General features: G+C 35.2%; 21 protein-coding genes and 2 pseudogenes. 4 read left to right on the forward strand and 19 right to left on the reverse strand.

Going from position 1 to position 24756, the window contains the following annotated elements; all coding sequences use genetic code 11:
• Positions 1–110: 110 nt before the first annotated feature.
• The 3 genes from HHU08_RS14820 to spoIVA all read right to left on the reverse strand — a co-directional run bounded on the left by HHU08_RS14820 (position 111) and on the right by spoIVA (position 4015).
• A complete protein-coding gene (locus tag HHU08_RS14820; protein ID WP_169188776.1) occupies positions 111–1448 on the reverse strand; it encodes an ISLre2 family transposase in 1338 nt (445 codons plus the stop codon).
• 335 nt (positions 1449–1783) lie between these two features.
• Positions 1784–2056, reverse strand: coding sequence for an HU family DNA-binding protein (locus HHU08_RS14825; RefSeq protein WP_016203034.1), 273 nt, complete (start codon positions 2054–2056; stop codon positions 1784–1786).
• Positions 2057–2536: 480 nt separating this feature from the next.
• Entirely contained in the window at positions 2537–4015 is a 1479-nt protein-coding gene (gene spoIVA, locus HHU08_RS14830) for a stage IV sporulation protein A (protein ID WP_169188777.1), read from the reverse strand.
• A gap of 848 nt (positions 4016–4863) precedes the next feature.
• Here spoIVA and HHU08_RS14835 point away from each other — a divergent pair.
• The 3 genes and pseudogenes from HHU08_RS14835 to HHU08_RS14845 form a co-directional block, all read left to right on the forward strand.
• Positions 4864–5369 (forward strand): annotated as a pseudogene (locus HHU08_RS14835) (IS3-like element ISBth8 family transposase); the annotation flags it as partial.
• 139 nt (positions 5370–5508) lie between these two features.
• The gene (locus HHU08_RS14840) at positions 5509–6948 is read left to right on the forward strand and encodes a DDE-type integrase/transposase/recombinase (RefSeq protein ID WP_169187685.1); all 1440 of its coding nucleotides are present in this window, start codon (positions 5509–5511) and stop codon (positions 6946–6948) included.
• A gap of 252 nt (positions 6949–7200) precedes the next feature.
• A pseudogene (locus HHU08_RS14845) lies at positions 7201–7875 on the forward strand (IS3 family transposase); the annotation flags it as partial.
• Positions 7876–7932: 57 nt separating this feature from the next.
• Here the strand turns inward: HHU08_RS14845 and HHU08_RS14850 are convergent.
• The 5 genes from HHU08_RS14850 to HHU08_RS24915 form a co-directional block, all read right to left on the reverse strand.
• On the reverse strand, positions 7933–8985 hold the full coding sequence (locus HHU08_RS14850) for an NAD(P)H-dependent glycerol-3-phosphate dehydrogenase (protein ID WP_328823018.1): 1053 nt from the start codon (positions 8983–8985) through the stop codon (positions 7933–7935).
• Positions 8986–8995: 10 nt separating this feature from the next.
• Positions 8996–10306, reverse strand: a complete 1311-nt coding sequence (gene der, locus HHU08_RS14855) for a ribosome biogenesis GTPase Der (protein ID WP_101731380.1) — start codon at positions 10304–10306, stop codon at positions 8996–8998.
• A gap of 395 nt (positions 10307–10701) precedes the next feature.
• The gene (locus tag HHU08_RS14860) at positions 10702–10887 is read right to left on the reverse strand and encodes a capping complex subunit for YIEGIA (RefSeq protein ID WP_016203029.1); all 186 of its coding nucleotides are present in this window, start codon (positions 10885–10887) and stop codon (positions 10702–10704) included.
• Positions 10884–11774 (reverse strand): YIEGIA family protein, encoded by an 891-nt coding sequence (locus tag HHU08_RS14865; protein WP_169188779.1) that lies wholly within the window; start codon positions 11772–11774, stop codon positions 10884–10886. Before HHU08_RS14865 ends, HHU08_RS14860 begins: the two co-directional genes overlap by 4 nt.
• Positions 11771–12382: a YphA family membrane protein gene (locus HHU08_RS24915; RefSeq protein WP_205835621.1), complete on the reverse strand. Its 612-nt coding sequence runs from the start codon at positions 12380–12382 to the stop codon at positions 11771–11773. The genes HHU08_RS14865 and HHU08_RS24915 overlap by 4 nt, the downstream gene beginning before the upstream one ends.
• A gap of 205 nt (positions 12383–12587) precedes the next feature.
• On the opposite strand from HHU08_RS24915, the gene HHU08_RS14875 reads away from it, so the two are divergent.
• Positions 12588–12725: a YpzI family protein gene (locus HHU08_RS14875; RefSeq protein WP_016203026.1), complete on the forward strand. Its 138-nt coding sequence runs from the start codon at positions 12588–12590 to the stop codon at positions 12723–12725.
• A 69-nt stretch (positions 12726–12794) separates the two neighbouring features.
• Here the strand turns inward: HHU08_RS14875 and rpsA are convergent, their stop codons facing one another.
• The 11 genes from rpsA to HHU08_RS14930 form a co-directional block, all read right to left on the reverse strand.
• Positions 12795–13934, reverse strand: coding sequence for a 30S ribosomal protein S1 (gene rpsA, locus HHU08_RS14880; RefSeq protein ID WP_016203025.1), 1140 nt, complete (start codon positions 13932–13934; stop codon positions 12795–12797).
• Between the two features lie 190 nt (positions 13935–14124).
• Positions 14125–14802 (reverse strand): (d)CMP kinase, encoded by a 678-nt coding sequence (gene cmk, locus HHU08_RS14885; protein ID WP_169188781.1) that lies wholly within the window; start codon positions 14800–14802, stop codon positions 14125–14127.
• A 270-nt stretch (positions 14803–15072) separates the two neighbouring features.
• A complete protein-coding gene (locus HHU08_RS14890) occupies positions 15073–15246 on the reverse strand; it encodes a DUF5359 family protein (RefSeq protein WP_169188782.1) in 174 nt (57 codons plus the stop codon).
• Between the two features lie 115 nt (positions 15247–15361).
• Positions 15362–16033 (reverse strand): flagellar brake protein, encoded by a 672-nt coding sequence (locus tag HHU08_RS25720; protein ID WP_169188783.1) that lies wholly within the window; start codon positions 16031–16033, stop codon positions 15362–15364.
• Positions 16034–16488: 455 nt separating this feature from the next.
• Positions 16489–17835, reverse strand: a complete 1347-nt coding sequence (ypeB, locus tag HHU08_RS14900) for a germination protein YpeB (protein ID WP_169188784.1) — start codon at positions 17833–17835, stop codon at positions 16489–16491.
• Between the two features lie 12 nt (positions 17836–17847).
• The gene (gene sleB / locus HHU08_RS14905) at positions 17848–18882 is read right to left on the reverse strand and encodes a spore cortex-lytic enzyme (RefSeq protein ID WP_407939819.1); all 1035 of its coding nucleotides are present in this window, start codon (positions 18880–18882) and stop codon (positions 17848–17850) included.
• Positions 18883–19081: 199 nt separating this feature from the next.
• Complete coding sequence (prsW, locus tag HHU08_RS14910) at positions 19082–19750, reverse strand: glutamic-type intramembrane protease PrsW (protein ID WP_016203142.1); 669 nt, start codon at positions 19748–19750, stop codon at positions 19082–19084.
• Positions 19751–19786: 36 nt separating this feature from the next.
• Positions 19787–20755: a YpdA family putative bacillithiol disulfide reductase gene (locus tag HHU08_RS14915; protein ID WP_016203143.1), complete on the reverse strand. Its 969-nt coding sequence runs from the start codon at positions 20753–20755 to the stop codon at positions 19787–19789.
• Positions 20756–21041: 286 nt separating this feature from the next.
• Positions 21042–22319, reverse strand: a complete 1278-nt coding sequence (locus HHU08_RS14920) for a Glu/Leu/Phe/Val family dehydrogenase (protein ID WP_169188785.1) — start codon at positions 22317–22319, stop codon at positions 21042–21044.
• Between the two features lie 781 nt (positions 22320–23100).
• Positions 23101–23682: an adaptor protein MecA gene (locus HHU08_RS14925; RefSeq protein WP_169188786.1), complete on the reverse strand. Its 582-nt coding sequence runs from the start codon at positions 23680–23682 to the stop codon at positions 23101–23103.
• A 157-nt stretch (positions 23683–23839) separates the two neighbouring features.
• On the reverse strand, positions 23840–24628 hold the full coding sequence (locus tag HHU08_RS14930) for a metallophosphoesterase (RefSeq protein WP_169188787.1): 789 nt from the start codon (positions 24626–24628) through the stop codon (positions 23840–23842).
• Positions 24629–24756: the final 128 nt, after the last annotated feature.

Genomic DNA, 24756 nt, shown 5'->3' on the forward strand with positions numbered 1-24756 from the left:
CAAGTTTTTGTGGGAGTTTTTTTAGCTCCCTTTTTTATAAAGTAAAACCTCTAAGTTTGTATCCGCTTTCCAATTGGTTTTGTTCTTCCAACTGTTGATTCTCTCATTTTTTAAAAACCTTTTAATCCCTGTAAGGCAAAGTGAACGGGTTTTCCAATCGCTTGATTTAAGTATGGCATGTTCTGACGCACGGTTTCTGTTACTAATTTTGTGGGTATTTTTCTTTTCGGTCGATGCTCTTTCTTTGATTTTTCCGTGGCTTTTTCCCATTTTCCATATATCGTTTGGATAGATAGATCATCCTTCAACCCAATCCACAAACGTGCCATGCTCATGACGCCTTTTTTGCTCCATGCTCTTCCATTTTTTAATCGTTTGGCTAATTGATTCATCATTGCTTCTGCACTTCCCATTGGACGATACGCTGTCGTGTCCACGCCTTTCTCCTGTAACCAACTACGGTAATCTTTTATGGTTTCCTGATGATGCGTTAAAAAGCCGAGGAAATGCGCTAGTTTTTCTTCTTCTTCTGGTGTATCCATTGTTCCTACTGCGCTATTCAACTCTAGAAGTAATGTTTCTACCTGGTAGTTTTTTAACGCTCTTTTCATGTAGCGGTATCGAGGATGGCTCTTCATTAGTTGCTTCATCGAACGAGCGACATGAAAACGGTCCATGGTGAAAAAGGCGCGTTCCCGAAAATACTCCCGACATGCCGTTATCCAGCCTGCTCCATCGCCATTAATAATAAGCAAGGTTTGGGTTGGATCATACGCATAATGATTCTGTAAGAACGTTTCAAAGGCTTCCCAAAAGGGTTCTTTTCCTTCATAAAGAAAATGCCTTTTATTTCGGAGCCTGATTCGCTTTCCGTTTTCTTTCCATCCCTCGTGTACAGCGGCGAATTTCAACTCCCATCCACGCTTTTTCTTTTCTTGACTCTTCACATATAATCCATCTACTTCGACAAACAATACCTTTTGAAAAGGGCGTTTTTCCTTAGCGGGAAGTACGCTTGTTTGAAGAAGATGTTGCCGTAATGCTTCGTGGCTCATCGCCGAATAGCCTAAAAATTGTTCGAACGTTTCCACCGCCTTTCGATAGGAGGAGCCATTCGTCGCTAGTTCTAACCCCCATTCTTCTAGTAGCGGACTAAATCCCTTATTCCCCTGAAACTGTAAATAGTGATCTAATAGACAAATATATTTTTTAGTCACACGATCAAAATAATAATTACGCTTCAGCTCCACAGCTCCAAACGCTGTATCTAATCGTATTTCTCGTTTATCACGTAAAGCAAATCTTCTTTTGTCTCGTTGCTTGGCAATCTCTTGATCCCAATTTTCTAACGTTTGAATAAGGATTTCTTGAAACGTCATTTGTAGTGTTCGAAATAAAGTTTTTTCCAATTCTTTTAATGATGGCATTTTTATGTTACATTGATTCATGAGAGCCTCTCCTTTTCGTAGTTTTCTAGTCAAACTCTACTTTACAAAAGGAAGCTCTCTTTTTTAATACTTAATTTTTTCCAGCTACCGCGCTTTCGCTTGGTGGCCTTTTTGTCTAGTTGGGGGACTCGTCCCCCAACTAGACAAAAAGGATATTTATTCTCCCACAAACATTTTACTCATACCACTTGGGAAAGATTCCACTCTCTGTTTTGTTGTAACTAATTTAATCTACAGCATCAAAATGCAGTATCTTTTCTTTACTATACTAAAAAATAACATAAAAAAACCGCGATAATTTCGCGGTTTTAGTGAAATACTATTATTGTATGTAATTATTTCACTGCGTCTTTAAGTGCTTTACCTGGTTTAAAAGCAGGAACTTTACTTGCTGCGATTTCAATTTCTTCACCAGTTTGTGGGTTACGACCTTTACGAGCCGCACGCTCACGTACTTCAAAGTTACCAAAACCGATAAGTTGTACTTTATCACCATCTTTTAAAGCATTCAAAATTGTATCGAAAACAGCATCAACTGCTTTAGTAGCGTCCTTTTTTGATAGTTCACTTGCTTCAGCAACTGCATTGATTAATTCTGTCTTGTTCATGCCTTTCACCTCCTCCCGAGTGTTTCAAATAAAAGCTTAAAATTAGTTTCATATCTTTATTTGTAAACAAATTAACGGAATTATATACGTCCTACTGAATTTTTTCTTAAATGTCATGCATTTGATCACACTAAGAACTATTCAAGTATTAAGAGACTTAACTTTTATAAAAAAGATTAAGAATCCTTTTATAACGCTAATTCCTTTAAAAGATTATCATAATCATTTGTGCATATCAAGAAATTTTATAAATTGATAGCAATATTTTCTTATTTTGAAATAAAAGCGTAACATTAAAACCATAAAATTTCCATTTACATCCAAAAACCGAGCGAAAATGTTACTATATTTCTGTAGTTTCCGTTATATCAATAGCGGGTATATAAACAAATAATAGGATATTTTTTCTAAAATCTCATCTACCTTTAAAAAATTTTTGTTCTTTAAATACACAAAAAAAAGAACTCTAAAATAGAGTTCTTACAAAATAATTGCTATTAATCCACCAGAACCTTCATTGATGATTCTTTCTAATGTTTCTTTTAGTTTATAACGGGCATTTTCTGGCATTAATGAAAGTTTGGCTTGGATTCCTTCCCGCACGATGGAACTTAGGCTTCTTCCAAAAATATCTGAATTCCAAATGGATAACGGATCATCCTCAAAATCTTGCATTAAGTATCTTACTAATTCCTCACTTTGCTTTTCTGATCCAATAATAGGAGCAAATTCACTCTCTACATCTACTTTAATCATATGAATAGAAGGTGCAACAGCCTTCAGTCTGACTCCAAATCTCGAGCCTTGACGAATAATCTCTGGTTCATCTAAACTCATGTCCACTAATGATGGTGCAGCTATGCCATAACCTGTTTGTTTTACCATTTTTAATGCATCTGATATTTGGTCATACTCCGTTTTTGCATGAGCAAAATCTTGCATTAATTCTAATAAGTGGTCTTTTCCTCTAATTTCTACCCCAACAATTTCTTTCAGGATGTCATCATATAACTCATCTGGTGCAAATAGATCAATTTCCGCAATTCCTTGCCCCATTTCAATGCCAGCCAGACCAGCATTTTCAATAAATTCATATTCACTAAATTGTGAAACAACTCTATCTACATCTCTTAATCTCTTAATATCTTTTACCGTTTCTTTAACTGCTTCTTGATAACTATCTCTTAACCAATGATTTTCTCTTAAAACCATTACCCAGCTTGGTAAGTTAACATTTACTTCTAAGACCGGAAACTCGAATAATGCTTCACGCATAACATTTAATACATCTGCTTCACGCATACTTTCTACGCTCATAGCAATAACCGGGATATCATATTTTTCAGAAAGCTCTGTTTTTAAAGCTTCTGTATTAGGATGATATGGTTGCGCACTGTTTATAATCATGATAAACGGCTTTCCAACCTCTTTTAATTCTTCAATTACTCTATTCTCAGCTTCCAAATAGTTACTTCTTGGAATGTCACCAATCGTACCATCGGTTGTAATCACCACTCCAATTGTGCTGTGCTCTTGAATAACCTTTCTTGTTCCTATTTCAGCAGCTTCATGAAACGGAATAGGTTCCTCATACCAAGGTGTATTGATCATTCTAGGACCATTCTCATCCTCGTAGCCTTGTGCTCCTGGTACAGTGTACCCAACACAATCAACAAGCCTAATATTCACTTCTAATCCCTCATCTACTTTAATAGAGGCCGCTTGATTAGGAACGAACTTTGGTTCTGTTGTCATAATTGTTTTTCCTGCTGCACTTTGAGGAAGCTCATCTTTTGTACGAGCTCTATCTCCTTCATTTTCCATGTTCGGGATAACAACCAATTCCATGAATTTTTTTATAAAAGTTGATTTTCCAGTACGTACTGCACCTACTACACCTAAGTAAATATCACCGCCCGTTCTTTCGGCAATATCTTTAAAAATATTTACCTTTTCCAAGTGATCCCCTCCTGAACTTTTCCTAGTACATGGGATAGAATTATCCATTTAATACTATTAGACAATATATATTTATGATGTTGTCCTATCTCTTTATGACTTATTTTTTATTTTCTCCTCCTTTTTTTTGCTAGTTTTATTTGAAAGTAGCATTTTCTCTGTTTATGAACGTAAAAATGATATCCATCCATACGTTATATTTATTGAAACTAGCATAAGACTATTTGTTTCTTTATGCATAAAATAAAAAACCTTCTCTTCAATATATACAAGAAGAGAAGGGATATGACACTTTTTGTTAGGAAAACAGCTAGGAAGACAAGTAAATAACCATAAAGCAGGGCAGCCAGTCTATTAAAACGAGCCCACATGGTGTACAAACATTCATTTAAACTTCCATCAATGGGCTTCTTACTCCCATGAAAATAAACGGTTGTCACCTCGATTTTCATCCTTGTTGGTGAAGTTTGCTTCATGGATGGCTGCCCGTTAAGAGTGGGATAAAAAGGGTGCACATGACCCAATAGAGAGTGAAACCAATCGATTAGATTAAAAAATGGAAAATAAAAAAAATCAAAGTAAAAAGTAGGGGAAACTTTTTACTTTGATTTTCCATCGACTATTTGACCCAAACCCTGTTCATTCCACTAGGTTGCTCAAAGCATTTTATGTTATAACATACATTTTCGAACCATTAAAACGCCTAAATTTCCATAAAAAGATTTTGTTTGTTTCTTCCTTTCAAAAGAAAGGCTTTATGAATTTGATATTATCCCCTACAGGTAGACTGTAAAAAAAGAGAGAGCATGTTATTATGTTCTTAATAGTCTATCTGGAGGGGATTTTTTATGGCCAAAAAAGGACAAACCTTTTCACAATATACAGAAGGTCTAAAAAAGGAAGTAGTGCGTTTAAAATTGGAGGAAGGTTGGTCTTACCGAATGTTATGGGAAACGTTCGGTATTAAGAGTGATGCCCAAATAGCAGAATGGGTTAAGAAAGTAAAAAATGGAGAGTCCTTTGATGATCAAAGAGGAAATTGGAATCGGAAAAACTTTTCAAGTGTAGAAGAGGAAAATGCCTATTTGAAAGCGCAGGTAGAATATTTAAAAAAGCGCAATCCAAATCTACATGGGAAGGAGTGGTCCTCAAAGTAAATCGGTTTGAAATCATTGATAAATTAAGATCAAGACATTCATTAAGTTGGTTATTTCAAATAGCTGAAGTTTCAAAAGCAGGCTTTTATAAGTGGAGGAAAACTCATTCAAAGAGAGCTATTCGTCTAAACGAGGATGGTTTATTCAAGGAACACATTTTAGCTATTCATAAATTGCACCCCCATTTAGGATACCGTATTGTCAAAACTTTTATAGTAAATAGGTTATTAAATCCTATCTGAGAGGGCTTTATAAGCAAAAAAATTGCCACCCCCTGAATTCTAAGGATAATTGAGGTTACGACACTCTCAACAACCTAGAAAAGGAAGTGACAATTTGTACCCTCAAATTATAACCTATTTATTAACTTTTATAAACTATCAAGAACAACTAATTCGAACATTGCTTACTTTATTGATTGGTAAGAGTATGTTTGATAAGCCTACTGAACAGCCAGTAAATAAACCATATCGAAAACTTCAAGTGGACGACCTTCCGGTCATTGAAGTTCTGGAACAGCTTGATTATCGAGTTCTTCTTAGTGAATATCTAGAGAAGAACGGGAAACCACTTAAACCTGTTCAAAGGCGTAAGAATGCAAAAGTTTCCGTACCTAAATCCATGAACTGCCCAAAGTGTGGTGCTCCATCAGATTATCTTTATGCCAACAATGGAGATAAAGGCCAGTATCAATGCAAGGTGTGTACAGAGCTCTTCAGTGAAAAGAACCGTTATTCTAAGGAAGCCATCCTGAAGTGTCCTCATTGTTCCAAAACTCTCGAGAAAATAAAAGAAAGAAAAGATTTTCACGTGTTTAAGTGCAAGAACAATGACTGTTCTTATTATCAAAAGAAGCTCAATGGGATGACTTCAAAAGAAAAGAAAAGGTTCAAAAAGGACCCTCAAGCATTTAAATTAAGATACATTTTCCGTCAGTTTCATATCGATTTCCAGCCGTTATCCAAGGAATCACCAGAACTGCCGGCCGTTGACTTATCAAAGATTTATGCATCACCACATACATTAGGATTAATCCTAACCTATCATGTAAACTATGGCCTTTCGGCCCGTAAAACAGCTGCGATTATGCAGGACGTACACGGAGTGATGATTTCACATCAGACTGTATTGAACTACGAAAATAGCGTAGCTTTATTACTTAAACCTTATGTGGATCACTATCCCTATGAACTTTCAGACCAATTCTGCGGTGATGAAACGTATATCAGAGTAAACGGTCGATGGCATTATTTATTTTTCTTTTTTGACGCCGTGAAAAAGATTATTCTTTCGTATCCGGTGTCGCCTAATCGAGACACAGCAACAGCCATTCGAGCAATTGATGAGGTCTTAATCAAGATGAAAGAGATTCCAGAAAATCTGACCTTTGTGGTAGACGGGAATCCAATCTATCTTTTAGCCCAACATTTCTTCGCTCAACATGGGATTTCATTCGATGTGAAGCAGGTCATTGGATTAACCAATGAGGACCCTGTTTCGACCGAATATAGACCACTGAAACAAATAATTGAGAGACTTAACCGCACCTTTAAGGGCAATTATCGCTCCACTCATGGATTCGGCTCTGAACATGGTTCCATTTCATACGTCACCTTATTTACGGCCTACTTTAACTTTTTGCGTCCGCATGCCGCCTTAGAAGGAAAAGTGCCCGTAGTGAATCCAGAACTCAAGGGGCTTCCAACAATGCCAGCACGTTGGACAAAGCTCATTGGATTAGCACAACAATGGATAGTAGAACAAAGACAAGCCTAACTTTTTGTTTAGCTGAGCCCTTAAGCTAATTCAGCAATCGGCGGAGCGAACTCTTGACAAACCGAACTTGCCAATGGTTTAAAATGGAAACAACCAAGGGCTTATTTGGTATGCCTTCTTTTGTTCCCTTCGCCCTTGTTAAACAATCCTCAAACCATTGGCGTGTTTGTCAAGAGCGATTGCGGCGCATCTCCATCCAGTAAATAGGAGAGAAACTAACCCTTTAGGTAGTTTTCATAAATCTTTTGACACTACCTAGGATACAAACGCATGACTACAGCTTTAAAACGAGAAGGGATTTTTATAAACCACAAACGTGTTAGAAGGTTAATGAGAGATTTAGGAATTCGTTCTGTTATTCGAAAAAAACGTCCTTTCTATGGAAGAAGAGGCTCTATAGTATTTCCTAACATTCTTAATCAAAATTTCTACGCAGAAAATTACTATCAGAAGCTTGTGACGGATATTACATATATTCGAATTGGACATAATTCATTTGTTTATTTATCAGCCGTTTTGGACCTTTATAATAATGAGATTGTAGCATGGGAAATGTCTACTAGAAATGATTTAGAATTAGTGCAAAATACAGTAATTAAATTAAATCCATCTTTAATTAAGAATGGAGAAACACTTTTACATTCTGACCAAGGATTTCAATATACAACTAAGCGATATCAAAAGCTTTTAGAAGGTATGAAAATAGTCGGTAGCCATTCTAGAAAAGGAAATTGTTTTGATAATGCATGTATAGAGTCGTTCTTTTCACATTTAAAAACAGAAAAGCTTTATTTAGTTGCACCAAAAACGTATGAGGAAACTTACAAAGCTGTAAACGAATATATTTTCTATTACAATCACGAACGATTTCAGAAAAAATATAACGACCTTTCCCCGATTGAATATCGAGAAAAGGCCGCAGCTTAATATACTCTTTTTTTCATTGTCTACTTGACAGGGGTAAGTGCAATTAAACATCTTTTTTTATTCTATGTACTGAGAGGCAAGAATGTTTATTAAATCTTCCATTTCATTCGTTTTCCCTCTTGCCATCAGGCTCTCTACTGCTGCTTTGGCATCTTGTCCATTAAATAAAATCTTGAACAAAGCATTTGTAATAGGCATCGTTACTCCATATTTTTCAGAAAGCTGATGTGCTGCTTTTGTAGTACGTATACCTTCCACAACCATTCCCATTTGGTCCAGCACTTCTTCTAGCGCATGACCTTTTCCAAGCATATTGCCTGCTCTCCAGTTTCTAGAATGAACACTTGTACAAGTAACAATCAAATCTCCAATCCCTGTTAAACCAGCAAAGGTAAGAGGATTTGCACCCATTCTTGTTCCTAATCTTGCCATCTCAGCAAGACCTCTTGTAATTAATGCCGCCTTAGCATTATCGCCAAATCCTAATCCATCTGCAATTCCTGCACATACTGCAATGATATTTTTCAAGGCACCGCCAATTTCGACCCCAATAAGATCCGGATTTGTATATACTCGGAAATTATGATTGATAAATAAATCTTGAACAAGTTCAGCTTCATCCATCTTCTTAGAAGATACTGTAACTGTTGTTGGATGACGTAGGCTTACTTCCTCCGCATGACTAGGACCTGAGAGCACAACAATACTTTTACGCATGCTTTCAGGTATCTCTTCCTCCATTATTTCAGAAATTCTCATTAATGTGCCTGGCTCAATTCCTTTACTAACATGAACGAATGTTTTCTGCTTTTTAATGTAAGGAAGCATTTGCGGAATAACCTCACGCATTGCTTTGGTTGGTATGGCCAATACAATGATATCTGCTTCCTGAATACTCTGTTCTAACGAAGTTGTTCCAACTACTTCGTTAGGCAGGGTAATCCCAGGCAAATATTTGCTATTTTGATGTAAGCTATTTATCTCTGCAATGTTTTTCTCATCTTTTCCCCAAAGTCGAACAGTATGACCATTGTCGCCAAGAACTAATGATAGAGCTGTTCCCCAGCTACCAGCACCAATCATTGCTACGGATTTCTTATCTTTCATCATTTACACCTCTTTATTTTCTTTCTCTTGCAAATATTTTAATCGGTGTTCCTTCAAAACCAAAGGCATCTCTAACCCGATTTTCTAAAAATCGCTCATAAGAAAAGTGAAGCAATTCTGGATCATTCACAAATACAACAAAAGTAGGTGGTCCTACCGCAACTTGGGTAGTATAGTATATTTTCAATCTTTTTCCTTTATCAGTTGGAGTAGGATTCATTGCAACAGCGTCCATAATAACATCATTTAACACACTTGTTTCTACTCTGCGTGTATGATTTTCACTGGCAACCTTGATCATCGGTATTAATGTATGAATACGTTTTTTCGTTTTTGCAGAAAGGAAAACAATTGGTGCATAGTCTAAGAATAGGAAATGTTCTCTAATTGTTTGTTCAAATGTTTTCATTGTTTTTTCATCTTTTTCTACAGCATCCCATTTATTCACTACAATAATAATTGCTCTTCCAGCCTCATGAGCATAACCTGCAATTTTTTTATCCTGCTCAATAATTCCTTCTTCTCCATCAATAACCACTAAAACGACATCGGATCGTTCGATGGCACGTAATGCTCTTAATACACTATATTTTTCTGTAGACTCATATACTTTACCTTTTTTTCTCATTCCTGCTGTATCGATAATAACAAACTTTTCGCCATTAACCGTAACTTCAGAATCAATTGCGTCTCGTGTAGTACCAGCCACATTACTAACAATTACTCTTTCTTCACCTAGCATTGCATTTACTAACGAAGATTTACCGACATTCGGTCTCCCAATCAGGGAAAACTTAATGACATCATCATCATAATCCTTCGTATCACGCTTTGGAAAGTGATTTGCCGCCTCGTCTAATAAATCCCCTAATCCTAAACCATGTGATCCAGAAATTGGGAATGGTTCTCCAAAACCTAAGGCGTAAAAATCATAAATTTGTTCTCGCATATCTGGGTTATCCACTTTATTTACAGCTAAGACAACAGGCTTTTTCGCTTTATATAAAATTTTTGCCACTTCTTCATCTGCAGCTGTAACGCCCTCACGACCATTTGTTATAAAGATGATTACATCTGCTTCCTCAATTGCAATTTCCGCTTGCATACGTATTTGATCTAAAAAAGGTTCATCTCCAATATCAATTCCACCTGTATCAATAAGGTTAAAATCATGATTCAACCATTCTGCTGAGCTATAGATACGATCTCTTGTTACTCCTGGTATATCTTCTACAATGGAGATACGTTCTCCTACTATCCGATTAAAAATAGTTGATTTACCGACATTCGGTCGTCCAACTATTGCAATAACTGGTTTAGCCATCGCTATCATCCCTTCATACATAATCATTCTATCCATGCAACATGATTCCTACGATTAAATGCTTTCAAGCGTAAGGTAATCACGATGTTAAAGAACATTCTTAGATTATTTCTTGCTTTTATGAACGTAACTACTAATTTTTTTAGTAGTTTCCGTTTTTACAGCTCCGTTTTTTAGTAGAAATTATTTAAACTTATTCCTAAATTCTATCAAGAACGAAATCAATAATCGACTGTTCAAGTAATACCCTTTAACAAAAAATAGTAAAATAGGGGCTAACCCGAAAACTGTAAGGTAGACCCCTAACTAAAACATTTTATCAAAGAGAAGTTATCCTAGCAACATAAAACTGCATTTCTTTCCATAACAATCATTTATATAGCGTTGTTTCGATATTAATGCTTAACAATTATAAAGACTTCTTCACTGATTTTATGCGCAATCCCATCTAGTATAGCTTCTAAATTAGTCGCTATTGTTTCCAGTTCCTTTGTATCTTCACAATAAAACACACCACTGCCTGGTGCAACTTTATTAGGATTCGTAGTTATGGAGGCTAAAATGTATTTTTCTACATTCATTCTAACTCTTCCTCTCTTTCTTCACGCTTACTTGGCATTCGAATAGCATTTTCTAATGTTGGGACTGCACCGATAATTCGAATGGCTTTCTTTTCATTTTGTATTTGTGGTAATACGAAAATTGCTACTCTCCCATCTTCCAGATCTCTTTTAGCTAGCGGCACTAACGCAGGTGTTCCTGAGTCGCGGTAAACGCCTAGTGCTGTAGTAACATCATAAAGAATAGCTTGTCTTTGGCCTAAGTTTGCAATAGTCGTTCTTGCATTAAAATTCTTAGGGGTTAAAATAAACCCCATTCCATATTTTAATACTTCCTTCTGTCGCTCCGGTAAACCAATGTTCATGATATAAATTGTATCAACATGTAAACCAGCACCCGCAAACGTTGGTTGTACATATTGAATATCTACTATATCTTTTAAATGTCCACCAGACATTAGTTTTTTTGCTACCACTGCCGAGAAAATAGCTGCGAGGATTCCTGTCCAGATGTTGAAAGCAATATAGCCAAATGTACTGACCAGACCTGCAAACATCACTAAATAATTTCGACTTTCAAAAGCAATGGCTATTCCTTCAATATATGTTTTTCCTCTTGGAACCATCTCAAAACTATCTAATTCAGTAAGTGTATTTCTTTCCATGTTCCTAACTTCACGAAATTGGGAAGCAGCAACAGTTAAGAATGTTACTGCCGTAAAGTCTTTGTTTAAAATAGATGGAATAGCTACTGAACCTAAACCAGCAGCGATAAAGCCTAAGGCAATGTGAATTATTTTCCCATGTAAATAAGTAGGATATTGTCTATAATCAGTTCGAAGCATATATATCCTTAATAGTGTCCCGACAATTACCCCAAATAGAATTGGATAAGCGAAATTACTCATACGTTATTTTTTCTCTCCTTTTCAAGCATAAATACATACTGTTCCCATCTTGCAAGCGTCATTTTTAGATAAAAAAGAGATATCATTCCCAGCATACCAAGCATAAAAGAATCAAAAAAATGCATAGAGCCAATCGAATAATTCATCTGATAGCTCCTTAAAACAAAACTTAATACTATATCCCCCATCATACTTCCGATTGACAGAATAAGGATTTGACAAACGATATTTCTATGTAAAAGGATGACTAGTATAAATAATATACTTGCCTTAAGCCATACGCCCGGGATAAATACCCATATCGGATCAATAATCGCCATTAGCTCATATGTAATATAAGCTAACATCACAAAAAAAGACGAAACTATACAGTACATAGATTTTTTCCAGTGTAGACGACTTGTATAAAAAAATGAAATGACCAATACAACTAGGGGTAAAATCGAAAAACGCACATGTTGCCACTCCCAATTCAACCCACATAAAACAATCGCTAATAATAAATAAATGGAATATTCCGTTCGCTTTTGGTTCCTTTTATCCATAAAAAAAGTCGTAAATATCCAAAGAAACCAGGTACAAAATAAAAAAATTGATCCTGCCATCATTCTCACTCTCCTATTTTTCCATTATGTCTCGGAAGTATGTAATTTAAACGAAAAAGATAGAAGTAACAAATGGAACTGTATTTGTATTTTTATGTAGGAATTTTTTTCATTAAGTAGTTTTCTGCACGATGTAGAATAATAAAATTAAACTTCTGTAAAGGAAGTCGAACGTTTCAAATTTATTATTGGTAGGAGGAGTTTTTTTATGGGTAAGGATAGACAGGAAAAAAAATTAAAAAAAAGCAACAGAGTTGAATCAGACCGTGATCAAGCACTTCATTACAATGGCGCAACTAGATTACAAAGTCCAGAAGAAGGCAGATTATTAAACGATAATAAGTAGAAAACACACAATAAGGGTGACCTCAATGGCCACCCCTACAAATTTCTTTTGTATAAGAGAAAGAAATGATTAGTTTTTCAATTTCTTCAATTGTTCCCCAATCATATCACCTAATTGGAATCCTTTTGACTCTTCTGGAAGCTCATAAACTTCTTCCTCGTCTACTTCTTTTTCTGTTAGTTCTTTAATGCTTAAAGAAAGACGCTGTTCCGCTTCATTTACATCTAATACTTTTACTTGGACTTCTTGCCCCTCTTTCAACACTTCATGAGGTGTTCCAATATGCTTATGTGCAATTTGGGATATATGAACAAGTCCTTCGACACCTGGGAACACTTCAACAAACGCACCATAGGAAACAATACGTTTGACTGTTCCATCTAGTACACTACCTTTTTCTGCACGTTCTGCAATGTTCGCCCAAGGTCCAGGTTGTGTTTCTTTAATAGATAAAGATATGCGATCATTATTACGGTCTACACTTAACACCTTTACTTTTACTTCTTGCCCTTCTTGAACGACATCTGTTGGACTAGAAATGTGATCATATGACAATTGAGAAATATGGACTAATCCATCAATGCCCCCTAAATCAACAAATGCACCAAAATCCGTGATTCTTTGAACAGTTCCTGTTAGGGTTTGTCCAACTTCTATTGAGTCTAGGAGATTTTGCTTTTGTTTGCTTTTCTCTTCCTCTACAACGGCACGATGGGATAAAATAAGACGACTTTTATCTTTCTCCAATTCCACAATTTTAAAAGAAATTGTTTTACCCTTGTAATCAGAAAAATCTTCTACATAATGAGCTTCTACTAAGGAGGCAGGTACAAAGCCTCTTACACCAAGATCAACAACAAGTCCGCCTTTTACAACGTCTTTTACTTCTGCTTCAAAAACTTCGCCTGCTTTAAATTTCTCTTCAAGTTGATCCCAAGCTTTTTCTGCATCAACTTTTCTTTTGGATAAAACAAGAGCATCTTCTTCTACTTTTATCACTTCTAATTCAAGCTGATCCCCTTCTGAAACAACATCACTTGCCTTTTCAATGTGCAAGCTAGATAATTCACTTATTGGTATAATCCCATCGAGTTTACTGTCCGTAATTGCAACAATTACCTGTTTTTCTTCCACCTTCGTGATCTGACCATTTACTACGTCTCCAACAGTATAATTATTTACAACTACATCATTTAATTCCTCAGACATATGTACTCCTCCTTCGACTCTATGCTGCATGCACTCTCTTTCGAAAATGAACATGCAGCTTAAAATAAATTAATCATGCATACGATTTTTATAATCCTTCTCTTTAAAGTTCTTACAAACTTGTTTTTTTGTCAAGTAAGAACTACTAGACTAGTTTATAAGATTACCTGAAGCTTGCATATGTTAAAGATCAATTACTAATTTTTTCTCGTGTTAGCTCCATGATTTTTTCAACTACATCATTTATAGATAGTGAAGTCGTATCCATTTCAATTGCATCATCCGCCTTCTTTAACGGAGCAATTTCACGCTCTGAATCTAATTTATCCCGGGCAGCAATTTCTTGTTTCAATTGTTCTAAATCGGATTCATAACCTTTTAGTACATTCTCTTTATGTCTTCTAATTGCTCTTTCATCTACAGAAGCTAAAAGAAATATTTTTACTTCAGCGGCTGGAATCACATGGGTACCAATATCCCTACCATCCATTACCACACCACCGTTTACTGCAAACATTTGTTGTCTTCTTACCATTTCTTCCCTAACAAGTTTATGCTTGGAAACGATAGAAACCGAGTTCGTCACTTCACTTGAACGAACTTCCTTTGTAACATCTTTGTTATCTAGAAAAATTAATTGACCTTGTTCACCTGGGAACAATTCAATAACTGTTTCATTTAACATATTTATTAAACTTTTTTCATCTTCTAAATTTAAGTTATGGTTTATTGCTTTATAGGTTAAAGCCCTATACATCGCTCCTGTATCAATATAAATGTATCCTAATTGTTCGGCAACAATCTTTGCAACAGTACTTTTCCCTGCTGCTGCTGGTCCATCTATTGCAATGCTAATTTTCTTTTCCATAATTCCTCCTGAACTACTGGCTCAATTATACCAATTCTCTTATAATATTCACTCTACACTATTAATGCCTCCTAAAGTATAGTAGGCAATTATTATGCTTGTAGCATTTTTACATCCAAACATGATTTTTAATGTGGAGTACAAGCCTAGCCCTTATTTTTAAATGGCTTACTTATCTTTTATTTTACCATAATCTCTAGACTTTTTTATTAAAAATATCATCTCTTTTATGTATCTCTTCTATATGACAACAAAAAATAAACATCGCTATTATCTTCCGAATGTCTCGAGAAAGGAAATAAAATTAGAATCCATAACACCTTCATATTGAGTGATTGTTCTTATTTCCGGGATAAAATCCCACTGATGAAGCATTTGACCAACTATAAAAAAAACGATTTGAAACATGATAATCTTCATTATAATTCTTTCCACCGTTTTCACTTTACGCAACTCCTTTTTGCTTTCCAAAAAGCTTTCATATACTTAAAAACTTAGCTATTTTGCTTTTTCGTTTTTAGTTTATATGACTAGTATCGGAGTATTCATAAGCCTTTATTCAGATTTCAATCCCTTTCTTTTTCAAGGAAAGTTGACGGTCAAAGCTAAACCTTAACATTGATTGGCGATCCGCAGGATCAACTTCTAAAAATTCAATCGTCATTTTATTGCTATGTTCATTATAATCAAAGATTTTTTTGCTTTCTGCCATCAAATGCAAATAATTATACTCTCCATTTTGTAAAGGCAGAACTAATGAAACTTTTAATTTACTATTTTCCTGTAATCTTATATGCTTAGGCACAATAACAGCAGCCCCACCAGCACTAAAATCTAAAGAAACGGTTGTAAATGGTTCAAATTGACCGTCCTTCTCATATGGATGGATTGCGATATCAACACTCGTTTCAATTCTTACAAATTGTCTACGCTGAATTTTAACCATTTGATTTTCTGCAGGCAATGAAAGAATAAGCATTGGTACATTATTATCCTTTTTCCTTCCAATCACTTCGGAATGAAATAAATAAGCAATCCCTTCACTTGTCACAAAATTAACCCTCAATTGAGCACCATTCATAAGAAAAAGTAGTTTATTTGTTACAAGATGAATAGGATACTCTATGTATATCGATTTTTCTGCTATTCCTAATACACGACTTTTATATTGGTCACCGTTTGATTCCCCATGAATCGGTTCAATAATTAATGTATCTCCAATAAAAATCACTTTTTCTCACACTTTCTTTTTAACGGTATGAATACCTTAAGATTTTTTATCCATAATGTATTTATGTTTATATAAATACAACTTCCATCAGTGGGCTTTTTCCTTCCCCTTCCCTGCTGGCTAATTGCGTTTATCGGACGTTTACGGGAGCTAGCTTCCTCGATTCGATTCTCCTCAGCTTGCGGTTGAGTCTCACTCCTCTTTAAGAAATGAGTAAATTATCACAATCACTTGATAAACCGATATCTTAATAATAGTCATTAAGACTCATTATTTTTATACCTATAACAAAATACCTATATTTAAGTATCATTATTGCATGAATGTTTTATATTTGGCAATACTACCCATTCAGAAAGTATAACTTCTATCCATGCAGGTCTTTCCACTTGATTTGAAGGATAAAAAAACTGCCAACATTCTCGTATTAGAGTATGTCGACAGCTATTTTTTCTTTAAACTACTTCTTCATAAACTGGTTCAGCATTCTTTAATTTCTCTACCTTTTCCTCGATTCCATTATCGGCATTAATATAAATCCGATAGGTATCTTCCCCTAATGTTCCAATAAATTCATAACATAAAACTTCTTCATTCAGATCATTTAGGATTATTGCTAAACCATCATCCATAATATCTACCTGTTTGTTGATTTTCTTTAATGCTTCCTCTTTAGAAATCGCTGGATCTTTGATTTCTCTTTCTGTATTTGCCATCAAGTAATCTTCTGCAGCAAACCCAATAACATTTCCATTATCTAGGGCCACTTTCATTTTAATACTATCTGGATAAATTTTTACTCCATCAATCTCGGTAACAAAATTAAACACACCCATATTTTCATATTGCATACTCTCAAATAGTGCTAAGTTTTTAAAATCATGATCTTTTAAAAACTTAACTGCTTGATTATTCGCTTCATTAAGGCTTATCTTATCTTCTTTTACTTCTCGGGATACGATGGACCAGATAGGATATCCTCCTTTTTTGGTGATATCCATGCTTGCTTCTACATCTGTTCCCTCTTCTTTTAATGTAACACTATAAAAGCCATAATTTGATCCTTTTCCATTTTCCGTGATTTTCACTTCAACTGGATTTTTAAATTCCGCAAATTCTTTCGCAATTTCTTCTGCTTCTTTTTCTGATATTGTCTTTCCTTTTAAGTTTTTGAAGTTCTCATCTTTCTTTTCCATATTTACACTTGTAACGCCAAAGCTCGTTTCCTGATATCCTTTTACTTTATCTTCCACTGTTTTCAAACCGTCAATAATGGTATTATCTAATTGCTTATCTGTTGCCAATGCCATTTCAACATCCATCCAACGGAGATTGTTTTCCAGCACTAAATGCTGAACATTGCGTAATTCGTCTTGGATATCTGCAGCTTCTTTGTACAATTTCTTTAACGTTTTATACTCATCTTCCGATAATGGCTCTTTATTTAAGTCTCTCACCGCTGTCCGATAACTAAAATCACCAATGTTCGCTAAAAATTCCTCTGTTTTATTAAACGGGAGCAGTGTCAATGGTAGTTGACCTACATCTGAATGTGCTTCTGAAGTAATTCGCCATACTTCTGCCAACGCAGGAGATAGGGATTCCTGTGAATTCATTGCTAAAGTTGTACCAATCTGATCATGTAGCAAATCTACTTGATACGTTAAATCATGGAAAGCCCTTTGATAGTTATTCTCTGCGTTTAATAAAACTGCATTTTTCTCTTTGTGCTCCTGATAGCCCCAAAAGGCTACCCCTGCGATCCCGAGTGTTAATACTCCTATTAATATTCCTCTTAACATCGTCTCACCCCACTATTTACAGAATATATGCTTACCTATTTGTTTAATTTGTGGTCGACCCCAAATCCATCCGCTTGTTGCGGTATCCGGATTAAAATAATACAAAGCATGTCCAGTAGGATCCCATCCATTAATAGCATCTAATACTGCTTCTTTTGCCCTTTCATTTGGAGTTAACCAAATTTGTCCGTCAGCAACAGCAGTGAATGCGCGTGGTTCAAAAATAACCCCTGAAACCGTATTTGGAAATGTTGGACTGTTAACTCGGTTGAGAATAACTGCTGCAACAGCTACTTGACCTACATATGGCTCTCCTCTTGCTTCACCATATACTGCATTTGCCATCAATTGAATATCATTTTGCGAGAACCCATTCGGAACATTTGCTGCAGTTACTTTTTTCCCAGTTGTGTTTTCGCCGCCATTCGTATTGGCAGTATTTTGCGGTGCAGGAGTGTTATTATTATTTGTTCCTGTCTGACCAGATTTGTTTTCTGTTGCGTTTTTTGGTTTTGCTGCATTATTTGTTTGCTTTTGTGCAGCACCATTTTGATTTTTCTTTTTTTGCGCAGTAGTATTTGGTTTTTTTACTTTGTTATTCGTTTGTTTTTTTGCTTGATTTTGTGTTGTTCCTTTTTTAGGAGAAGGAGTCTTTTGTTTATTTAAATCAACCCCTCCATAATGGGAGAACTTTTTCCCACGATTTATTTGTTCTTTTACAAATTGCTCATTGTATTTAGTTGCGCGAGCTAACTTTTCTTTCGTTTTCGCGCCAGCTAAACCATCAATCGGCAATCCAAATTCATATTGAAAGTGCCTTAATGCCCAATAGGTTTGCCAACCAAATACACCATCAATTTTCCCATTATAAAATCCTACATATTGTAGTCTAGCTTGTAATTCAATAACGTCATCCCCTACTGCTCCATGCTGAATAACTTGATCGGAAAAAGCATGTACTTTTTGTTCATGTAAAGGAACAGCTAGTAATCCTGTCATAACAAAAAAGATGATCGCTATTTTTGTGAGTAAAAACTTTTTATTCATGCTTATTACCCCCATAACTAATTACTATTAACATTAACTGTATTTTTTGTAGCAATTGGTTTTTTATACAAAAAAAAAGTAGAGGGATGTACTCCACTCTACTTTCTTACATACTATATGCTTCACAATCCTATTCCAAAGAGGATTGTGAAACTTCCTTTTACCAGATGGTAAATATTACCCTTTAGCCTTTTTAACGTTAAGTTCCTGTCATTTTTTGAATAGGTTCATTACTTAGTTCTCTTGCGCTTTTTACTTTTCTAAGGCCTAACCACCATAAATAAAACATAAATGGGGTAATCAAGATCAGCCAATTTTTCTCTAAAGATACAATATAATCATACACAGCGTGAAGCAGAAAAGGAACAAGCAGGGAATAAACAAGCCATTTCCCTCTAGGCACAATAAATTTACCCTTTCCAAAATAATAACCCATTATAACCCCAAAAAGGGCATGACTTGATACAGGAAGCAAAGCTCTTCCAATCGCATACTCCAGTCCATTTGCCACTAAATATAGAATATTTTCCATGGTTGCAAACCCTAATGACACTGCAACGCCATATACTATTCCATCATAAGGCTCATCAAAATCAGCATGCTTTACTGCCGTATAAAAAAGAATAAACCATTTAAAAAATTCTTCTAATAAACTGGTTGTAAGTAGAGCACTCCAAATCCCTTCTGGAATGACATTCTCTGCTTGAAAAACGTATTGAATAAACATGATTGGAAAAACAAGAAGTGCACCTGTTATAAAAGACCGCATGACAAGCGATATTGGCTCGGAATCGTATTGGTCTTTTAAATAGAAATAGCTTAACAATGCTAAACCAGGTGCTATTCCGGCTGAAAAAATCGCCAACATTTCATTTCCCCTTTTCCCCTGTTTCTGAGTGTTCGACTATCTAGTTTTTTCTAGAATAGCATTCGCAATTTGCACACCATGAAACCTTCCATTTTCAATAAAGATTTCATTTGCGTTATTTCCTGCTGCAATTACCCCAGCAATAAATATACCATTCACATTTGTTTCCATTGTTTCTGGATCAAACACAGGTCTCCCCGTTTCCTTTTCGATTTCCACTCCCATTTTTTTCAGAAATTCGTGATCAGGATGATATCCTGTCATCGCAAACACAAAATCATTTTTAATTTCATGAAGCTTTCCATTTACTTCATATAAAAGAGAGGTTTCTTTTATTTCTACAACACTTGCTTGGAATTCCATTTTAATAGTTCCTTTTCGCACTAAGGACTCAAATTCTGGTAAAATCCAAGGCTTGATACTAGAAGAATATTCGCTGCCCCTGTATAAAACCGTTACTCTTGCTCCGGCTTTCACAAGTTCAATCGCAGCATCCACGCTTGAATTTTTCCCGCCGATTACTGTTACATCATGGTTAAAATAAGGATGTGCTTCTTTAAAATAATGCATTACCTTAGCCGATTCTTCGCCCGGAATATTCATATAGTTCGGATGATCATAATAACCAGTTGCAACAATAATATATGGAGCTAAGTATTCGGACTTTTTCGTTTTTACAATAAAATCCTGTTCCTCTGTTTTTTGTACTTCTATTACTTCTTCATATGCATTTATACGAAGTTCTTTTCTTTTTACTACTTCTCGATAATAAACGAGCGCTTGATTGCGATTAGGCTTATATTGTTCTGTTAAGAAAGCGACATCGCCAATTTCTAATTTTTCACTTGTACTGAAAAATGTCTGATGTGTAGGATAACCATGTATCGCATTTACGACATTTCCTTTTTCAATAATTAGTGGATTTATATTTATTTCCTTTAAAGCGATCGCTGCTGCAAGACCGCATGGACCTGCACCAATGATAATTGCTTGTTCTCTTTTCAAAACCGTTCACTCCTAACCTTTTACAAAAAACGGGATTACTTCCCCTTTAAACCTTTAACAAAATTATAAAGTGAAACTGCCATCAGTGGGGGTTTTCCTTCATCCCCCACTGATGGTTAGTTGAACCAATCGGACCTTTACGGACAGTTGATCTCCCACCTATCTTCCTTGTATTCTCATATGCTTGAGGGGGGAGTCTTACTGTCCGTTAAGAGTGGGATAAATAAGATTAAAGTTTTCCCCAAAAAGCTCCAAAATAAAAAATCAGCAATAGGTTTAGTTAAATTTATATCCAACCGCGGAATCTAGATGCTTCCGCCATTTTTCTAACTCCCACCATATATGCTGCTAGTCTCATATCGACACGACGTATTTCAGCAGTATCATAAATATTTTTAAATGATTTGCTCATTACTTTTTCTAATCTTTCTTCCACTTCTTCTTCTGTCCAGTAGTATCCTTGATTATTTTGAACCCATTCGAAATAAGAAACAGTTACCCCGCCAGCTGAAGCTAATACATCTGGAACTAATAAAATTCCTCTTTCTGTTAAAATACGAGTAGCTTCTAATGTTGTCGGTCCATTAGCAGCTTCCACAACAATGCTTGCTTTAATATTCGGCGCATTTTGTTCTGTTATTTGGTTTTCAATTGCTGCTGGAACCAAGATATCGCAATCTAATTCTAATAATTCTTTATTCGAAATGGTATTGTTAAATAAGTTTGTAACAGTACCAAAGCTGTCTCTTCTATCCAATAAATAATCTATATCTAACCCTTCAGGATCATGCAATGCTCCATACGCATCAGAAATTCCAATTATCTTTGCACCCGCATCATACATGAATTTTGCTAGAAAACTCCCTGCATTTCCAAATCCTTGGACAACTACTCGTGCTCCTTCAATGGAAATGCCTCTTCTTTTTGCTGCTTCACGAATACAAATGGTTACACCTTTTGCAGTAGCTGTTTCTCGTCCTTGTGATCCACCTAATACAAGTGGCTTACCTGTTATAAAACCTGGAGAGTTAAATTCATCAATTCGGCTATACTCGTCCATCATCCATGCCATTATCTGCGAATTAGTAAAAACATCTGGAGCAGGAATATCTTTTGTTGGGCCGACGATCTGACTAATTGCTCGTACATAGCCTCTACTTAATCTTTCTAATTCTCTAAAAGACATATCACGAGGATCACAAACAATTCCTCCTTTTCCGCCACCATAAGGAAGGTCGACAATGCCACATTTTAAACTCATCCAGATAGAGAGTGCTTTCACTTCTGTTTCGGTAACATTAGGATGAAAACGAATACCACCCTTTGTTGGACCAACTGCATCATTATGTTGAGCACGGTAGCCTGTGAAGATTTTTACAGTTCCATCATCCATTCTCACAGGAATTTTAACTGTCATCATTCGAATCGGCTCTTTTAATAATTCATAAACTTCATCTGAATAACCAAGTTTGTTTAAAGCCTTATGAATTACTGTTTGTGTTGATTTCAAAACATCGTGTTGCTCTTCTACATGATTCTTCTCATTAGATTTTTTGGCTACCATTAATAAATCCTCCTAAAAAACTACTAGTTTATAAACCGTAGTTCTTCTTTATAAGAATAATTATTTAGCATTTTTAATAAAGTGAAACTTCTATCAGCGGGGGTTTTCCTTCCTCCCCCACTGATGGTTAGTTGAACCAATCGGACCTTTACGGACAGTTGATCTCCCACCTATCTTCCTCGTATTCTCAAAACCTTGAGGGGGGAGTCTTACTGTCCGTTAAGAGTGGGATAAATGGAAAACATAATTTTGGGCTTAATAGCTAATTCAAAGCATAGTATACACCTTTACCTGCAAGATGCAAGCAAAATTATACAATTGAAATAACATAATTATTCAGGAACTTGTTAGTTCCACTATCATCTTGCGATTATTCGTTACGGAAGGTCTACAAATATCATTTTTTCACTGTGGATAACTGTTTTTTATTCCTTGTTCTAATATCAGTATATTCAATTAAACGATTCTTTGTCCTACCTCACCCTCATTTAATTATCATCAATTCATTAGTCTCTAAAACTTATTTCCTTATACGATAAAAATACTTGTGGCTAAACAAAAAAGATGAAAGGATGGGAATAATCTTATGTATCTTCCCTATTTCATTTTAACACTTTCAACAAGTTTTACCAATCATCAAGTTTTAAATTTTTATGTATTAAAGTTCTTTTAAACACATAAAAAAGATAGACAATTCCAATAAACTGCTGAAGTTTCCATATCTCGTGTCTCCGAGAACAACTTCAAAAAAATGGAATCATTCTATCTACTTTATGGAGGATTAAAAATAATGCACCAATGTCTCCAATGCATTCTCTTTTTTTATTATATTTCCATATTCTTCAATGATGTATATGCTCTTTAAACTTACTTCTCCATACTCGCTTAGGATGGCAATAATTTGTTCCTCTTTAAACGAAGAAATATCAACAAAGCATAAATAATACATTCCATTAAAATGATATAAAGAACCGCCATAAAAGGCATTTTGCACTAACTGCTTTGCGGCATTTATTACATCTTCTATATCCTTAAACTCATATAATATATCCACTGTTTCTTCTACTGTTACTTGCATCTCTAAGAAACCTTCAGATAATAATTCTTCCGTATCCAATTCACTTTCACTTATTGTTAAAATCATAACCATGCCTTGAGCTTTCATTGAAAATATCTCAACAGCTACCGATCCGTGTATCTCCATGTCAAATAAATCATTGGCTTCTTCAAGCATTTCATGAAAAAAATACTGCCACTTTATCGAGTCTTTCCATATATCTTCCTTTGTCAATCCACGTTCATACAAATCATCGGTGGTCAGATGGATTTTAATTCTGTTGCTATTTAATCTCTCCAAACGCATGACTACGCCTCCTGCCTGCTCCTTGAAAAAACTCTTACTGCAGTTTATGAAAGGAAGGAGTAATCGGTGAGTAATATTCCAAAGTGGTTCAGGCTTTGCTTGAAAAGCCAATATTTCGCTAAGAACGGTTGATTGTACTTACTACAAACATCTTAATTCATTCATCATTTTGTTTATGTTTAATACTTATAATATGTGTTTCTGGCTTTGCTCCTAATCTTAACGGAATACTAGTTGTTCCATACCCATTACTAACAAATACAGTCGTATTTTCAATTACTTTTGCTCCACCTAATTCATATGGTCCGAAACCAAATATTCGTATTTGCCCTCCATGAGTATGCCCGCTTAATATGAGGGGAATCTGTTCTACCTCATTCATTTTTTCTATTATTTTCGGATTATGGCTCACTAAGAGTTTAAAATCATTGGCATTTGTTTGCTCTAACGCTTTTTCTAAATCATCATGCTCTAAAGAATAATCTTCAATCCCAATTAAGGACCAACTTTCTTCTTTATCTGATTGGAAAGAAATTGCTTTATTATCCAATAAGATAATGTCCTCTTCTTTCAATAAAGTTTCTAAAACATCTCGATCAATTTCGTAATCATTATTCCCCCAAACAAAATAAACAGGACCAATTTTTTTTAACTTCCGTAGATTCTCCCGGGTTTTTTCCAACTTTACACCCTTTTCTAAAAGATCTCCTCCTATTATGACAATCTCCGCAACATTGATTGCTTCATTAATGATGGTATCATCAACAGTTCTTCGATGAATATCTGAAATAAAGAAAAGGGTAATTTCTCGGATTGAAGATGGAAAGTTTGGAAAATAAAAAATCTCATATTTTACATTATTCTCATTTGCAATTTTTCTCATATATATTAATAAAGCCACCCCTAAAAAAACAAGTAAAATGAAAGTAACAAGTAAGAATATCATAAAGTCCCCCTAAAATTCCTCTTTTTTCATTGAATGATTCTTATATTTTAATACACCTTCTACATGAATTACCATTTTTAAGAAAAATCTTCTCCCCTTTATATACCACTGTTTAAGTTCTTTTATTA

This window comes from Niallia alba, from assembly GCF_012933555.1.
Taxonomy (GTDB): domain Bacteria; phylum Bacillota; class Bacilli; order Bacillales; family Cytobacillaceae; genus Niallia; species Niallia alba.

Bases quoted from the DNA above. Each gene is read 5' to 3' on its own strand.
- HHU08_RS14820 (WP_169188776.1), bottom strand. From the start codon at position 1,448: ATGAATCAATGTAACATAAAAATGCCATCATTAAAAGAATTGGAAAAA.
- HHU08_RS14825 (WP_016203034.1), bottom strand. From the start codon at position 2,056: ATGAACAAGACAGAATTAATCAATGCAGTTGCTGAAGCAAGTGAACTA.
- HHU08_RS14850 (WP_328823018.1), bottom strand. From the start codon at position 8,985: ATGATGAAAGATAAGAAATCCGTAGCAATGATTGGTGCTGGTAGCTGG.
- der (WP_101731380.1), bottom strand. From the start codon at position 10,306: ATGGCTAAACCAGTTATTGCAATAGTTGGACGACCGAATGTCGGTAAA.
- HHU08_RS14860 (WP_016203029.1), bottom strand. From the start codon at position 10,887: ATGAATGTAGAAAAATACATTTTAGCCTCCATAACTACGAATCCTAAT.
- HHU08_RS14865 (WP_169188779.1), bottom strand. From the start codon at position 11,774: ATGAGTAATTTCGCTTATCCAATTCTATTTGGGGTAATTGTCGGGACA.
- HHU08_RS24915 (WP_205835621.1), bottom strand. From the start codon at position 12,382: ATGATGGCAGGATCAATTTTTTTATTTTGTACCTGGTTTCTTTGGATA.
- HHU08_RS14875 (WP_016203026.1), top strand. From the start codon at position 12,588: ATGGGTAAGGATAGACAGGAAAAAAAATTAAAAAAAAGCAACAGAGTT.
- rpsA (WP_016203025.1), bottom strand. From the start codon at position 13,934: ATGTCTGAGGAATTAAATGATGTAGTTGTAAATAATTATACTGTTGGA.
- cmk (WP_169188781.1), bottom strand. From the start codon at position 14,802: ATGGAAAAGAAAATTAGCATTGCAATAGATGGACCAGCAGCAGCAGGG.
- ypeB (WP_169188784.1), bottom strand. From the start codon at position 17,835: ATGTTAAGAGGAATATTAATAGGAGTATTAACACTCGGGATCGCAGGG.
- sleB (WP_407939819.1), bottom strand. From the start codon at position 18,882: ATGAATAAAAAGTTTTTACTCACAAAAATAGCGATCATCTTTTTTGTT.
- prsW (WP_016203142.1), bottom strand. From the start codon at position 19,750: ATGTTGGCGATTTTTTCAGCCGGAATAGCACCTGGTTTAGCATTGTTA.
- HHU08_RS14920 (WP_169188785.1), bottom strand. From the start codon at position 22,319: ATGGTAGCCAAAAAATCTAATGAGAAGAATCATGTAGAAGAGCAACAC.
- HHU08_RS14925 (WP_169188786.1), bottom strand. From the start codon at position 23,682: ATGCGTTTGGAGAGATTAAATAGCAACAGAATTAAAATCCATCTGACC.
- HHU08_RS14930 (WP_169188787.1), bottom strand. From the start codon at position 24,628: ATGATATTCTTACTTGTTACTTTCATTTTACTTGTTTTTTTAGGGGTG.